General features: G+C 42.9%; 12 protein-coding genes. 11 read left to right on the top strand and 1 reads right to left on the bottom strand.

Annotation, left to right across the window (positions count from 1 at the left end; genetic code table 11):
• Positions 1 to 34 precede the first annotated feature (34 nt).
• The 6 genes from ABJL82_RS07305 (at position 35) to ABJL82_RS07280 (ending at position 8,266) form a co-directional block, all read left to right on the top strand.
• Positions 35 to 2,050: an ABC transporter ATP-binding protein gene (locus ABJL82_RS07305; protein WP_347274077.1), complete on the top strand. Its 2,016-nt coding sequence runs from the start codon at positions 35 to 37 to the stop codon at positions 2,048 to 2,050.
• An 823-nt stretch (positions 2,051 to 2,873) separates the two neighbouring features.
• On the top strand, positions 2,874 to 4,184 hold the full coding sequence (hisS, locus tag ABJL82_RS07300; RefSeq protein WP_347274076.1) for a histidine--tRNA ligase: 1,311 nt from the start codon (positions 2,874 to 2,876) through the stop codon (positions 4,182 to 4,184).
• A 214-nt stretch (positions 4,185 to 4,398) separates the two neighbouring features.
• A complete protein-coding gene (aspS, locus tag ABJL82_RS07295) occupies positions 4,399 to 6,162 on the top strand; it encodes an aspartate--tRNA ligase (protein WP_347274075.1) in 1,764 nt (587 codons plus the stop codon).
• 120 nt (positions 6,163 to 6,282) lie between these two features.
• Positions 6,283 to 6,687, top strand: a complete 405-nt coding sequence (locus tag ABJL82_RS07290) for a tetratricopeptide repeat protein (RefSeq protein WP_347274074.1) — start codon at positions 6,283 to 6,285, stop codon at positions 6,685 to 6,687.
• A 44-nt stretch (positions 6,688 to 6,731) separates the two neighbouring features.
• Positions 6,732 to 7,796: a tetratricopeptide repeat protein gene (locus ABJL82_RS07285; RefSeq protein ID WP_347274073.1), complete on the top strand. Its 1,065-nt coding sequence runs from the start codon at positions 6,732 to 6,734 to the stop codon at positions 7,794 to 7,796.
• Positions 7,797 to 7,816: 20 nt separating this feature from the next.
• Positions 7,817 to 8,266, top strand: coding sequence for a hypothetical protein (locus ABJL82_RS07280; RefSeq protein WP_347274072.1), 450 nt, complete (start codon positions 7,817 to 7,819; stop codon positions 8,264 to 8,266).
• A gap of 169 nt (positions 8,267 to 8,435) precedes the next feature.
• Here the strand turns inward: ABJL82_RS07280 and ABJL82_RS07275 are convergent, their stop codons facing one another.
• Positions 8,436 to 9,380 carry a TlpA disulfide reductase family protein gene (locus tag ABJL82_RS07275; protein WP_347274071.1) on the bottom strand — a complete coding sequence of 315 codons (945 nt, stop codon included), beginning with the start codon at positions 9,378 to 9,380 and terminating at the stop codon, positions 8,436 to 8,438.
• 807 nt (positions 9,381 to 10,187) lie between these two features.
• Here ABJL82_RS07275 and ABJL82_RS07270 point away from each other — a divergent pair.
• The 5 genes from ABJL82_RS07270 (at position 10,188) to ABJL82_RS07250 (ending at position 14,866) form a co-directional block, all read left to right on the top strand.
• Positions 10,188 to 11,693: a pitrilysin family protein gene (locus ABJL82_RS07270; protein WP_347274070.1), complete on the top strand. Its 1,506-nt coding sequence runs from the start codon at positions 10,188 to 10,190 to the stop codon at positions 11,691 to 11,693.
• On the top strand, positions 11,690 to 13,213 hold the full coding sequence (locus ABJL82_RS07265; RefSeq protein WP_347274069.1) for a pitrilysin family protein: 1,524 nt from the start codon (positions 11,690 to 11,692) through the stop codon (positions 13,211 to 13,213). The genes ABJL82_RS07270 and ABJL82_RS07265 overlap by 4 nt, the downstream gene beginning before the upstream one ends.
• Before the next feature lie 3 nt (positions 13,214 to 13,216).
• Positions 13,217 to 13,705 carry an adenosine-specific kinase gene (locus tag ABJL82_RS07260; RefSeq protein ID WP_347274068.1) on the top strand — a complete coding sequence of 163 codons (489 nt, stop codon included), beginning with the start codon at positions 13,217 to 13,219 and terminating at the stop codon, positions 13,703 to 13,705.
• Positions 13,702 to 14,568, top strand: a complete 867-nt coding sequence (locus tag ABJL82_RS07255) for a DMT family transporter (protein ID WP_347274067.1) — start codon at positions 13,702 to 13,704, stop codon at positions 14,566 to 14,568. Before ABJL82_RS07260 ends, ABJL82_RS07255 begins: the two co-directional genes overlap by 4 nt.
• 121 nt (positions 14,569 to 14,689) lie before the next feature.
• Entirely contained in the window at positions 14,690 to 14,866 is a 177-nt protein-coding gene (locus ABJL82_RS07250; protein ID WP_347274100.1) for a hypothetical protein, read from the top strand.
• Positions 14,867 to 14,869 lie beyond the last annotated feature (3 nt).

Here is a 14,869-nt window from a genome sequence, read left to right as displayed (position 1 = left end):
GCAAAAAGATATTTTTTGCTTATAATAGCTGTCTATGAAAAAAGATTTCCATTCAAAAGGCACATACGTAAGATTGTTATGCTACCTGAAGCCATATTGGCGGCGGGTGATTGTCATTCTGCTGCTTTCAATAATCAGCGCTTTTGTTGCCGTGCTGCCTATTCAAATATTGGGAATAGCGGTTGACGAAATAAGAATGGCAGACCGCCATGCGAATAGGAATGTAGAGACAACGCATGCGTTGTCTCTACCCACACAAAATGCAAACACGCCTGGCGATGAACCGGTTCTTAAAAAGAAATATTCCATTCCCATAGCAAAACCGTTGCTGAAAACGTCAGGATATATTCATAACCATTGGTTTCCGGAACATAATGCCATTATGGTTACGCTCGTCTTCCTTGCTTCGGGTTTTCTCGTGTTGCACGCAATAAGCAGTTGTATATCACTGGCGCATGGGTATATTACCTCAGAGCTTGGGCAACGGCTTGTGTATGACATGCGGAATCAGCTTTACGGCCATATCCAGCAATTCCCCCTGAGTTATTTCGAAAATCACAAAACCGGCGACATTATGAGCAGAATTATGAACGATGTGAATTCGCTGGAACAGGCGATTGTGGGTCCGGTGATTACGTTCATTACCGATATGTTCAAATTCTTCTGGATTATTTATTTTTGCATGAAACTGGATTGGCATCTTACCTGCATTGTTTTGTTTGTATGCCCTTTTATTTCGCTCTGCACCTATAATTTCGGGAAAAGAATCAGAAGGATTTTCCGCATGTTACGGGAAAAGACCGGCGATCTCAACGCACTTATTCAGGACAATATATCCGGCATTCGTGTTATAGCGGGTTTCGCGAAAGAGACGGAAGAACTGGAACGTTTTAAACACAAAAACTACGAGAACTACTTTCTTCACGTCCGGATTCTGAGGCTTGTGAATACCCTGCGGCCGGCGGTTGATTTCATAACGGAAACCGGCGCAGTGGCTGTTATCTGTCTGGGAGGATACAAGGTGCTGCAGGGGCAGCTTTCTGCAGGAACGTTTGTTATTTTCTTTCCCTACCTGCAAATGATGTATGGTCCTATTACCGGGCTGACGCGGTTTTATAATCAGGTGCAGCGCGCCATTGCATCAACCGAACGTGTTTTCGAGGCGCTTGATACACCCGTAGAACTGCAAGACGCTCCGAATGCCCGGCCATTGCCGGTGGTACAGGGATTTGTGGAATTCAAACATGTACACTTTATGTACGGGAATGACAAAGAGGTGTTAACGGACATTAATATAACTGCATGCCCTGGCCAGATGATTGCCTTTGTAGGGCCGAGCGGGAGCGGAAAGACCACGCTGACCAAACTGCTGCCACGGTTTTATGACCCGGTAAAGGGGGACATATTTATTGACGGGTATAATATAAAAAACGTCACCCTGCATTCTCTGCGAAAACAAATGGCGATGGTGCTTCAGGAAACCTTTCTTTTTAACGACACGGTAAGAACAAACATCGCTTACGCAAGATCGGACGCGTCAGACAGAGACGTTGAATATGCTGCGAAAGCCGCAAACGCGCATGACTTTATCATGCAGCTCCCGAATGGCTACGATTCCATTATAGGAGAGCGTGGGGTAAAACTTTCAGGGGGACAGAAACAACGCATCGCAATCGCGCGGGCCATCCTTGCAAATCCCAGAATACTGATTCTGGACGAAGCAACTTCCTCCGTAGATACGGAAACGGAACAGCTCATCCAGAATGCCATCTACCGGTTGGTAAAAAACAGGACAACCTTCGTTATCGCCCACAGATTATCAACGATTCTTCACGCAGACATGATTGTTGTTTTGGAGAATGGAAGGATCGTTGAGACAGGCCTTCATCAGGAACTTCTTGCGAATAATGGACTATACAAAAAGCTCTTTGAGATGCAGTTCGATACACAGGAAAAAATAAGGCCGGAAACCGAAACCGGAGAAGGTGTGAAAATCCCCGAACCAGCCATAGATATAATAGAAGAACACCGGCAAACCATGAAATGGTAGAAAAAGTGGCTAAACATCTTGAGTATGGGACTTATCAAATTCCCCTCTTGAGGAAGGGGTTGTGGGTGGGTAAAAATGAATGAAAATATTTCTCTAGGGATTCGACCATAAAACTAGAATTTTTGTAACACTTTAGTTCTTTGAAAAATTCCAATAATCCCGAAGGGATGAAATCCCGGCGGGTTAAGGTTTGCAACCTGAACCTATGAGTTTATGCGTATAATGGAGCAATGTACTACGGCAAAATTCCAATGCCCAAATCACAAAATCCCTGTATGGAATCTTGAATTTATTTGTCATTTGTTCTCCTAATAGAAGGCTGGATTGAAAGTATAAAATGTTTGGTTCAGGTTACAAACCTGAACCCGCGAATGTATTTCTCCCGGGATTCGACCAGAAAACTAGAATTTTCCGTATTTTGTCCAACTCTAATTTGCATAGCATTTAAAACGTTGATTTGATCAAACGCTATATTCAATACCGACGAATGCCCGCTAAAGTGAACAAGGCAAGCTTTCGCTTGCATTTTTACAATCGCAAAGTAAAATGAAACATCCGTGTTCATACCTTAAACATATAATCAAACAAATAAGGTTTTCTAAAAATTTACACTCCCCCGCCCCCCTTTTTTAGAGGGGAGATAAGAAGTCTCCTCTAAGAGAGAGAGGATTTAGGGTGTGTGTTTAATAATCATGTATATACCTTTCTTTTTGTAAACACCAAAAACCTTAATTTTATTGAGTGTTTTCAAAAAGCTAGAGTGTTGCCAATTTATTGAGAAGTAACAATATTTACGAAAATTTATAAACGTTGAGAATGAAACATGAACGTAGAAACCGATAAGAAATCAGGATATGTATTTAAAGCCCCCAGAGGCACTGAAGATGTTTTGCCAGGTAACTGGGCTTTGTGGAAGAAACTGGAGGAGGCTGGACGGCAGGAGTTCGAATTATGCGGATACTATGAAATCCGTACCCCGGTTTTTGAAGACACGCGTCTCTTTGTAAGAAGCATAGGCGAGGCGACTGATATTGTGGAAAAAGAGATGTATACCTTTTCAGACAGTGAAGATTCGAGCATAACATTGCGTCCTGAAAATACCGCGCCTGTTATGCGGGCGTATCTGGAATATGAAATGCACAAAACAAAAAAATTTCAAAAATACTATTACATCGGCCCGCAATTCAGGAAAGAACGCCCTCAGGCAGGCAGACTTCGCCAGTTTCACCAAATGGGGATAGAGGCAGTTGGCGCAAACGACCCATTACTCGACGTGGAAACGATTGGTGTTGCAGTGAGGATTTTTGATCGTATCGGGTTGAAAGGTTACAATGTGAAGATCAATTCAATAGGCTGTAATGAATGCAGGCCGGTATTCAGAAATATCATAAAGGACATCCTCTGCGAGCGTGAGACCGCATTGTGCGAACTTTGCCAATCACGGCTTCACAGGAATGTGTTTCGTATACTTGATTGCAAAAATGAAAAATGCAAGGAAGTAACACATCAACTGCCGCCCGTGAATGACTATCTCTGCGAAGAATGCCGTATTCATGCAAATAGCGTAAGGGAAGCCCTGGTGGGAATAGGCATCCCTTATATTGCGGATGCGCATCTTGTGAGAGGGCTGGATTACTATACGAAAACGGTTTTCGAAATTACCCATTCTTCATTAGGCGCCCGCGATGCAATCTGCGCCGGCGGGAGGTACGACAATCTGATAGCCGATATGGGAGGGCCTTCCATTGGCGCTGTCGGGTTTGCGATAGGAATGGAGGCGACTATTCTGGCGATGCAAAATTTATTAAACAAAAAAACCCAATCTGTTTATCCGGAAATTAACGAGCCTGCGCCAACGGTTTATATCGTTTCTATCGACAAGGAGATCAAAAAACATTGCTTTTACCTGCTCAATCTTTTGAGAAAATCCGGTATTTCCGCGGATTTGGATTATGAAGGGAGGAGTCCGAAGGCACAAATGCGTGTTGCAAATAAACTGGGGGTGAAATACGTTCTGGTGCTGGGGCCTGATGAATTGGAAAGGGGCAATGTGAAGGTAAAAATAATGGAAACGGGCGAAGAGGTTATCGTAAGACAGGATGAGATACTCAATTGGTTCCTTCAAAAACGATAAACCGGCAATCGCAATTTAGTCTCAAGTCCTTAGTTAAAGAATAGCAGAATAAGCTATACAGCAAAAAGGAATTTTTAGATAAAGATCAACGGTATTTCAACCCTCTCTTCACAACAAAAATCCCGCCCTAAATCTTCCTTGCAATAAAGACACATTATTTTTTTTCGGACCATTTTAAATGGGAAATTTGTAATCCACAGGAGGCAGTAAACACATGTCTAAATTAAAGCGAACGTGTACGTGTGGACAGTTGCGCTTAAAAGAGGTCGATTCAACGGTAGTTTTGATGGGATGGGTAGATAGCGTTAGGGACCACGGGGGAGTAATTTTTATCGATCTCAGGGACAGAGAGGGAATTACCCAGGTGGTTTTTAATCCTGACACGGCAAATAAATTATGTGAACTTGCACATCAATTAAGATCTGAATACGTTATCGCAATAAAAGGAAAGGTTGCTGCCAGGCCCGCCGGAACCGTCAATCCGGATTTAGCTACCGGCGAGATAGAGGTGCTCGCCGATGAGCTTGAAATTTTTAACAAATCCGAAACGCCGCCATTTGAAATCATTGACAATTCCAACGTTTCATTAGAATTAAGGCTGAAATATCGCTATCTTGACCTGAGACGTTCAGAAATGCAAAGGCATTTAATTTTCCGCCATAAGGTGTGCCAGACGATGCGTGAATATTTTAACACGCTGGGTTTTATTGATATTGAGACGCCGGTACTGACAAAGAGTACCCCGGAGGGCGCCAGGGACTATCTGGTTCCCAGCAGGGTGAATCATGGCAAGGTATATGCTTTACCGCAATCTCCGCAACTCTTTAAGCAGGTGCTCATGGTTTCAGGGTTTGACCGCTATTTTCAAATCGTCCGGTGTTTCCGGGACGAAGATCTCCGCGCACAACGGCAACCGGAGTTTACCCAAATCGATATGGAAATGTCTTTTGTGGATGAGGATGATATTATACAGGTTATCGAAGGGCTGATTGCTACAATTTTTGAAAAGGTTGTGGGGAAACCGGTCAACTTGCCGTTCCCCAGATTATCGTATCAGGAGTCCATGACGTCCTATGGATGCGACGCCCCTGATTTACGATTCGGTATGAAGATACAGGATGTTTCTCATATTGTAAAAGAGTCAAACTTTAAGGTTTTTTTAGAGACAATTAACTCCGGCGGGCAGGTGCGGGCGATAAACGCGGCAGGATGCGGGCATTATTCGAGAAAAGATATAGATGCATTAACGGAATTTGTTAGCCAGTTTGGCGCCAGGGGGCTGGCCTGGTTCAAAGTGGAAGAGACAGGTCTGGTTTCATCTATAACTAAATTTTTTCCTCCGGAAATATTGCAAAAAATTCAGCAGCACATGAATGCTAAAGCCGGTGATTTGCTCCTGTTTGTTGCGGATAAGGAAAAGGTCGTATCCCAATCCCTTGCGCATCTCCGGACGCATCTTGGTCATAAAAACAATCTTATCAATGCAGAGGTATTTAATTTTGTATGGATTGTTGATTTCCCGCTGTTCGAATATAATGAAGATGCGAAGCGTTACGTGGCCCTACATCACCCGTTTACCTCGCCCCGGTCTGAAGATATCCCTTTGTTGGAGGAAAAACCCTTAGAAGTCAGGGCAAGGGCATACGATCTAGTGCTGAATGGCGTGGAGCTTGGAGGAGGCAGTATCCGTATTCATTCCCCTGAAATACAGAAAAGGGTGTTTCGCCTGTTGGGGATAAACGATAACGATGCATATCAGAAATTTGGATTTCTGCTGGATGCGTTAAAATTCGGAGCGCCGCCCCATGGCGGAATTGCATTGGGAGTTGACCGCATGATTGCATTGCTGTTGCACCTTGACGATATCCGGGAAGTAATCGCATTTCCAAAAACACAGAAAGCTACCTGTCCCATGACGGAGGCCCCTTCTGAAGCAGACCCGCAACAATTAAAAGAACTGGGCATACGCCTTGCCTGAATATTTTGCCGGGCATTGAAATGAACCTTTATAGAAAGGATGATATTTTCACTAAAGGGAGAATATGCTCGTTTTCAGAAAGGACATTAGGAAAAAGGAAGGATACACCGAATAATATTTATGAAACAAAAAATGCTCATTATGATTCTATGCGCGGCATTTGTCGTGCTGCTAACTTCTGTTGGCTTTTATATATATTTGAAGCGCCAACACCATTCATTATCGTACCTGCAAATGGCTGGAGAATATGTGCAGCAGGGGAAATACGATGACGCTATTCATTTATTGAAAGAGACATTGCGTAATAATCCAAACATTGCAGAGGCGCATGCCGCGTTGGGCATGATATACAACAAAAAAGACCTGCCCGATGAATCTCTGCAGGAATTGAAAATTGCGCTAACGATGAAACCCGACCTTATAACTATTTATCAGGAAATGTATAAGGTCTACAAGAAAAAGGGCATGGAGGAAGAAGCACAAAAGGCTTTAGGTTCTTATGAAAAATTGAAAGGAAGCGAATAAAATTTAATTTGTATAGTTTTTGTAAAAGTGTTAACATTTTTTTTATGAAGAACTATTTAAGACTATTTCCCATATTCATATTGGTTGGCATTTTTACTATGCCTTCTGTATTTGCCGACGCAAATAGCGAAGCAAACAAATTTTACCTGGATGCGTACAATCTGTACAAGCTGGGGAAACTGGATGAGTCTCTGGTGTTGCTGGAAAAGGTAACAACTTTGAATCCCAATCACCCCGAGGCCCATTTTGGAAGGGGAAGCATATACTTCCGCCAGGAAAAATTCCAAAAAGCCGTTGAAGCATTTACGAAGGTGACGGAAATCAAACCTAATTATGTGGAGGCATATCAACGGCTCTGGCTGGCATATAAAAAACTGGGCATGAGTGAAAAAGCCGAACAGGAACTCCTCAAATACCGCAAACTGATAGAAGAGCGTATGCAGTCAATGTCGGGTGGTTCACCGCAGGTGGTAAGACCAGCACCCCCCGCTCAAAAGGAACCTGTGAAAGAACAGGAAGAGAAACCGTCAGAACCGGCAGAAACAAAACAAGCGGCAAGGCCAGCGCCGGAAAAAACAACCCCTTCAGAGACAACTAAATCACCGGAATCACGTGTGACGGAATCCAAGCCGGCAGAAAAAGAACCTGTGGCTGAAGCCGCAAAAACGGAGCCGAAAAAACAACCGGAACCCGTGGCTGTAGTGCCTGTGAAACCTCAAAAAGAGGCGCCACCACAGCCTGTTGTTGTTATGCCGCCAGAACCACCGCCGGTTGTACCGGAAACAAGGCCTTTAAGACCACAAAGTCCGCTGGTTGAACAGAAATATAAACCCCATCTCGATACGGATTATACCGCCAAATATAAAAAATCTTACAAAGGCGACGATCCTACCCTGAAGGGTTTCATTAGAAAATTAAAGTCCACCGCTTCATTTTTGATTAAAAACCCTTTCCGTAGAAGTGACGGAGCAACGGAAAAATCTTATTTTGCAAGACTGGTAAAGGGCGCAGTATATTATGTAGTGGTAATTCAAATTTGGTTATGTGTTGCCGCGGCGCTATGCATTTATTTTTCTAAACCGAGAAGTAGCGACAAGGGAAACGCTTGACTATAATAAGGATATAAACTATGAAACAATGCCCTTTTTGTGCAGAAGAAATTAAGGACGAAGCAATTAAGTGCCGTTTTTGCGGCGAATTTTTGACTTCTTCTCACGAAGAGGTCGGTGAAAGAGCGCCCAAAACCGGATATACTCCCTCTTCTGAAAACCTCCATAAAAAAACAAGGCCTCAGAAGGGCAAAAAAACTCCTCTGCAACACATTGCTGGTAAGGAAGAAGAACGGCTAATGTCTCAACAACAATCGGGGCAAACACCGCTTCAGACGGTTTATACACCGCCAGCAGTTGAAGTGAAGAAATCGATAAAAGAAGCATCTGCCGTCGTCTTCCCTGGAAAATCCGGCGAGATAAAAAAGAAGGAAAAAGACTGGGTATTAATAATTGCGATTATTGTATTTGGCGTTTTACTTCTGGTAATACAATTCAGCAAGCAACTTGGCATAGAGGGTTTTCCATAATCTTCAGAACACCTTCGTTTTTTGGAAAATTCCAATAATAGCGATGCTTGCCTCATAGTGTAGGGGCGAAGCATTTGCTGCAACTAAAAAGGGGTGCATCCCGCTCTTTTATAAAAGCGGGATGCACCCCGGTATGCTTCCTTCCACAGAGTAAAATCTCTTATCGCTCCTACCTGAATGAAGGTATATCCTCAGATTCGGTTTCGGAAAGAATTGATGCAACAGTCATCGTTATTCCACGAATTTCATTTCCAATATAGCGTACCTTGCTCTTCCTGTCTAATACATATATCAAGGGTAAATTCTGCACATTATAAAGTTGGGCCAGCTCGCCTTTAAATTGTTCTCCGTCAAATATCTGCGGCCAATCAAACCGTTCATGTTGCATAAAACTTATAAGGTTTTCAAGATCATTATCCAGGCTTATTCCTATGAATTTCACCCCCTGACTTCCCAAATTGGTGTACATTCTCATGATCTTCGGAAATTCCTGGATGCATGGTTCTGCCCATGTCGCCCAGAAAAACAAGAGGACAACCTCACCCTTGTAGTCCGCCAGGTTAACAGTCTTTCCATTTACATCCTTTACGTTGAACGTTGGGGCTTCCACGCCCATTTGCGTAGTATTGCTTAAGTCTCCTTTAAAACTGGCGGCAGCCCTTGGTTCTATTTCTTTTAATGCCTCAATAGTTTTTTTTGCATTTACAACGTCACCCTTGCCCAGAAGGGCCTGTATTTTAAAATAAAGCGTTCGCGCCTGAAAATTTTTGTCGACCCCTTCCTGATTCAATACAACATCAAAGCATTTTACCGCTTCATCAAAATTCCTCGTCATGTTGTACACATTGCCTATAAAAAAGGTTGCTTCCAGACCCTCCCAGGTTCCCTCGTATTTTTTTTCCAGTTTTTTTAAATCCTTAAGGAAATCTTTGTAGAAATTTTCAGCATCTTTTAATTTCATTTCCGTTAACCCGCTCAGGTTTTTTCTTAGCAATTCAAGTTGTTTTGCAGCTTCCTGATTATGTGCAAGCTCCTTTGCAAAAGATACCTGGCACACAAAAGAAAAAAACAGCGCCGAAATAATTGTTACAACAAAAAGGTATTTACTTTTCATGATATAAACTCCTAAAGTCCCAATGGATAATGTAATGTTAAAAAAATTAAAGCCTGTAATGTAGCGGCAATTCATGAATCGCCGCTGCTATAGTATTACACGGTAAAAACTTATTTTTTGCTGGTTTTTTTCGCGGCCTTCATGTTCTTCACGGTTCAACTCTTTCGGGTTTGCGGCTTTGCCTTCTATGTCAGCAAGGATGCAAAATGTGGCAAAAGCGCCAGCAGAAGCCCTTATTCTTCTATAGTCAAATAAATCTATTTTTCAGAAAGCCGCCTAAAGCCTGATTTATATTGAAAAGAAATAAGGGAAGGAGGGGGAAATATTTTACTCGTTCGTATTAACATGCTGTAAATTTGAAAAGTTCCCGCAATCCTTACGCTAAAAAAGAATACAAGACAGCGGGCTATGCTAACACAGAATACATCCTTTATTCAAGACTCATTTTCGGTAAAATTATTAACACCTTCGTTTTTTGAAAAAGTAGGAAAGTAGGATGGTGAAATACGAATATTTAATTTTTTAATCTGAGCAATCTGTGGTTCCTCCTTTTATATTTCCTGCTTGTTTGGTTCTGGCTATGCCAATTTTTATAGAAAAGGTGTGTTTTAAAATTTACATTGCAAAAAAGCCGTCTTTCCTTTTAGAATGAAAAAGGTGGTTTTCTTCTTAATTTGATATTGACAGACAGTGTTCATGTTTTCGGTAAAGAGATTTTTGGCTCGGACGCTATATTTTTTATAATCAAATATTTTAAAAACAATTCTCTATATTTTTATCAGATGAATAACCGGGAGTACGTATAAAATGGCACAAACGAAACGTCTCATATCTTTTGCAATCGTGAATTTTTTGGTTATCTTTCTTGTTTCACTGAAGGCGCATGCCAATCCGCTCAAATTAGACGTAAAGGAACACGTTCTCGGGAACGGCCTGAAGCTGCTTATGCTGGAGAAACACGAGGCGCCTATTGTCTGCCTTCGGATTAATTTCCGGGTAGGTTCTGTGGATGAAAGGCCTGGTATTACCGGCGTTTCTCATCTCTTTGAACACATGATGTTTAAGGGAACGAAAATATTTGGAACGAAAGATTATGCCGCCGAAAAACCGCTGCTTGAAAAAGAAGACACACTGGTAGCAGAAATTGCATGGGAAACCGGAAAAGAAACCAGGGACAATGAAAAGATTGCAGCATTAGAAAAAGAATTGGAAACGACAAGGGAAAAACTGCGGGATTTGACGGTAAAGGATGAAATATTTTCCCTCTACCTGCGACATGGCGCGGTTGGATTAAATGCCGCAACATCTTCTGACGGCACGTTCTATATCTGTAACATCCCCGCAAATAAACTGGAGTTGTGGGCCTTTATCGAATCAGACCGGATGAAAAACCGCGTATTAAGGGAATTCTATTCCGAACGTGACGTTGTAATGGAAGAGCGGCGGACAAGGACGGAAACAAGCCCGTTTGGCGCATTAATAGAACAGCTTAATGCGGTAACATTCATTGCACATCCCTATCGTTGGCCCACGATAGGATGGAGTTCTGATATTCAAAATATGACAAAGGCGGAAACCGCCGGATATTTTGAACAGTATTATACCCCGAATAATGCAGTGATTGTGATGGTGGGCAACTTTAAGCAGGATGATGCAATAAAACTGATTGAAAAATACTTTGGCGATATTCCCCGCCAGCCTGACCCTCCAAAAGTTAAGACCGCGGAGCCTGAGCAAAAGGGAGAGCGGCGGATAGAGGTGGAGTTTGATTCCAACCCGTATATGGCTATTTCATATCACATTTCGGGAATAGACCACCCTGACATCTATGCATTGGATGTATTGAGTTCCCTTCTTTCTGACGGAAGAACATCACGTTTGTATAAATCTATGATCGAAGGAAAGCGCATTGCTGTAATGGCAAATGCAGGCATTGGCGTCGGAAGATTTCCGGAAACCTTTACCTTTTATGCCGCCCCCAGAGCCCCTCATACCGTTGAAGAGGTAGAGGCGGCGTTTTATGAGGAAATAGAATTGCTCAAAACCAAGCCTCCGTCTGAATGGGAGTTGCAAAAGATCAAAAAACAACTGGAGGCAAGCTTCATACGAAGGCTGGAAAGCGCCTCCGGCCTTGCCAGCGAGATAGGGCATTATGAGATTATTTCCGACTGGAGGTATATTAACACCTTTCTGGAAAAAGTAAGTGAAGTCACTGCTGAGGATGTCACAAGGGTTGCAAAGAAATATCTGATAAAGAAAAACCGTACCGTCGCTATGTTGGTTAAGAAAGAAAATGGGGAGAGTGCAAAGTGAGCATAAAAAGATATCAGCATCTTATTATATGTGTAGTCTGTTTCGTAGGTGTTTTTTCCACAAACAATTTCCGGATGCTCCGTGCGGAGCACAAAAAAGAGGTACTCCCCTCCTCCGGCGAGCCTAAATCCGAAGGAGCAAGGATATTATCAAAATTTAAATTTGCACCTCTCGGCTTTAATCCTCCAAAGGCGGAGAGGTTGATGTTGGATAACGGCGTAATTCTTTACTTGCTGGAAAATCATGATTTACCGATTATAAATGTAACGGCGCGAATCAGAACGGGGGCTATTTATGAACCAGCGGAAAAGGCCGGGCTGGCAAGTTTGACGGGAGATGTTATGCGGAGCGGTGGCACGGTGTCCATGCCGCCTGACAAAATGAATGAGGAACTGGAATTCATAGCAGCCTCTGTGGAGACTTTCATAGGCAGAGAGTCAGGCGGTGCAAGCCTTTCCGTGCTTAAAAAAGACATAGACAAAGGGTTGAGGATTTTTGCCGACGTGCTGAGAAATCCCGCATTTCCCGAAGACAAAATAAGGATGAAAAAGGATGAAGCCATTGAATCCATCCGAAGGGAAAACGACCGGCCACTGCAAATCGCAGGGAGAGAATTTCGCAAGATGCTATATGAAAGCAATCATCCGTACAGCAGAAGGGTGGACGGCACTCTGGAATCCATAGAAAAAATTACTAGAAACGACATGATTGCCTTTCATAAAAAATTTTTCCGTCCGAACAATATAATAATTGGTATTTCCGGCGATTTTGACCGAAAAGCGATGATTAAGAAATTGAATGAGGTTTTTAAGGGATGGGAAAAGGGGAAAAATATTGTCCCTGATATACCAAAGGTCAAATACGAACTAAACAAATCGGTAAACTACGTATATAAAGACATCAATCAGGCAAACGTCATCATGGGGCACCTGGGAATACACAGGAGGAGCCCTGACTATTTTCCCATTGAGATTATGAATTTTATTCTGGGCGGCGGAGGGTTTAATGCCCGAATAACCAGCAGGATACGTTCCGATGAAGGGCTTGCCTATTCAGCATTTAGCAGTTTTCAAACATCTCAGGACCTTGGCATGTTTTATGTAATGTGCCAGACCAAACTGGGATCCACCAATCGCGCTATTTCAATTGCGCTGAAGGAAATCGAAAGAATGCGCGCCACTCCGGTAGACAATGAAGAATTAACGCATGCCAAAGAGACCCTCTTAAATCAGTTTGTTTTCCGTTTTACTACAAGCGCGAGTATTGTTGCGCAAATGGTCGATATTGAATACGAAGGTCTGCCGTTAGACTATCTGGAAACGTATGAGAATAATATCCAGGCAGTGTCTGTTGAAGACATAAAAAGGGTGGCGCAAAAATATTTGCACCCGGATAAAATCAGCATCCTTGTTATTGGAAATAAGGATAAATTTGACAAACCGCTTGACACTTTCGGCAAGGTCAACGAGGTTTTATTGGAACAACCTCCGGAAATACCCGCAAAAAACAAGGCTGAATAAACCATGGTTGAAACAATGGCAATAACAATGGAGCTGCCGGAAGGGGCAAATATAATAATCGGCCAGACCCATTTCATCAAAACGGCAGAGGATATTTACGAAATCCTTATAAATGCAGCGCCGGGAATAAAATTTGGCATTGCGTTTTGCGAAGCTTCCGGCCCCAGGCTTATAAGAATCGAGGGGAACGATGACCATTTGAAAGAGACGTCCGCAAGAAATGCGAAAAACATCGCCGCAGGCCATACCTTTGTAATCCTAATGAAAGAGGCATATCCCATAAATGTATTAAATGCCCTGAAATTATGCCCAGAGGTGTGTACAGTTTTTTGCGCTACCGCCAATCCCCTTCAGGTTATTGTGGCCAAAACAGCACAGGGGAACGGCATAATCGGCGTAGTTGATGGATATAGTCCGGCGGGAACCGAAACTGAAAAAGATATCCTGGACAGAAGACAACTACTGCGCAAAATAGGATATAAGCTCCCTTGAATTGGCTTTTCATTTCTCTCTTTTGTGCATTTTGCGTGGCAACCGCTGATGCACTGAGCAAAAAGGTTCTAAAAGAAAAAAACGAGTATATCGTTTTATGGGTGCGCATTGGATTTGCCTCTCCGTTTTTGCTGTGTTTCCTGCCTTTCATAGAAATACCAACACTGGACCACACCTTTTTTCTTATTCTCATCTTCCTTGTCCCGTTGGAGACAACCGCACTCATATTGTATATGAAGGCGATAAAAATTTCACCGTTGTCAATGACATTGCCTTTCCTTGCATTAAGCCCGGGGTTTTTAATAGTGACCTCAAATATCATCCTTGGCGAAAGGCTGCATAAGCACGGCATTATCGGTGTACTGCTTGTCACATTGGGGGCGTATTTGCTTAATGTAAAAATGAGCCGGCATGGAATATTGCAGCCGTTTAAGGCAATTTTGAGGGAACGCGGCTCTGTTTACATGATCATTGTCGCCTTTATCTACAGCATTACCTCCAATTTGGGAAAAATGGCGATCCAGCATTCCAGCCCGTTGTTTTTTTCAGCAACCTATTTTCCATTCCTCTCGTTAGTTCTTTTTCCTCTTCTTCTGTGGAAAAACAATGGCAAAATAAGACAGCCGTTGAGTTCTCATCTCTCTCTCTTTATTTTAATAGGATTGTTGATCGTGTTTTCAACGGTCAGCCACTTCTACGCGGTGACATTAACAGAAGTCCCCTATTTCATCTCGGTGAAAAGGACGAGTCTCCTTTTCGGCATTCTCTATGGGGCAATATTGTTTAAAGAAAAAAATATTGCCGAACGGCTTGTCGGAGGGGTGGTAATGATTGCCGGAGTTGTTGTTATTACCTTGTTTTAGGGCGGCCCGGAGCTGTACCGGAATGCGGGGGACGCCATACTTGATTATTGACTCAATGTTGAAAAACAGCTAAGATTCCCCGTGGTCAGGATTGCTCGTGTGGGAGTCCCAGTCGCATGCTATGTCGTTAGAATTCTGCTATACCACAATTATGCCGTTTAATGCCGGACGCAAGAGAAAATATTTTTACCCGGGAGAAATCGCCTTGTTTGAACAAACCTTCAAGAATATAGACGACATCCTCCACAAAGACGCCGGTTGCAGCAGCGAGCTGGATTATGTGGAACAGACATCGTAGATC

Origin of the sequence: Candidatus Kuenenia sp. (assembly GCF_039794105.1) — a bacterium.
Classification (GTDB): Bacteria; Planctomycetota; Brocadiia; order Brocadiales; family Brocadiaceae; genus Kuenenia.
Note: the sequence above shows the minus strand (reverse complement) of the source record. Positions and strands in the feature narration are given on the sequence as shown.

Excerpts from the sequence above, each read along its gene's own strand:
- ABJL82_RS07305 (WP_347274077.1), top strand. The coding sequence starts at position 35 with ATGAAAAAAGATTTCCATTCAAAAGGCACATACGTAAGATTGTTATGC.
- hisS (WP_347274076.1), top strand. The coding sequence starts at position 2,874 with ATGAACGTAGAAACCGATAAGAAATCAGGATATGTATTTAAAGCCCCC.
- aspS (WP_347274075.1), top strand. The coding sequence starts at position 4,399 with ATGTCTAAATTAAAGCGAACGTGTACGTGTGGACAGTTGCGCTTAAAA.
- ABJL82_RS07290 (WP_347274074.1), top strand. The coding sequence starts at position 6,283 with ATGAAACAAAAAATGCTCATTATGATTCTATGCGCGGCATTTGTCGTG.
- ABJL82_RS07285 (WP_347274073.1), top strand. The coding sequence starts at position 6,732 with ATGAAGAACTATTTAAGACTATTTCCCATATTCATATTGGTTGGCATT.
- ABJL82_RS07280 (WP_347274072.1), top strand. The coding sequence starts at position 7,817 with ATGAAACAATGCCCTTTTTGTGCAGAAGAAATTAAGGACGAAGCAATT.
- ABJL82_RS07275 (WP_347274071.1), bottom strand. The coding sequence starts at position 9,380 with ATGAAAAGTAAATACCTTTTTGTTGTAACAATTATTTCGGCGCTGTTT.
- ABJL82_RS07270 (WP_347274070.1), top strand. The coding sequence starts at position 10,188 with ATGGCACAAACGAAACGTCTCATATCTTTTGCAATCGTGAATTTTTTG.
- ABJL82_RS07260 (WP_347274068.1), top strand. The coding sequence starts at position 13,217 with ATGGTTGAAACAATGGCAATAACAATGGAGCTGCCGGAAGGGGCAAAT.
- ABJL82_RS07250 (WP_347274100.1), top strand. The coding sequence starts at position 14,690 with ATGTCGTTAGAATTCTGCTATACCACAATTATGCCGTTTAATGCCGGA.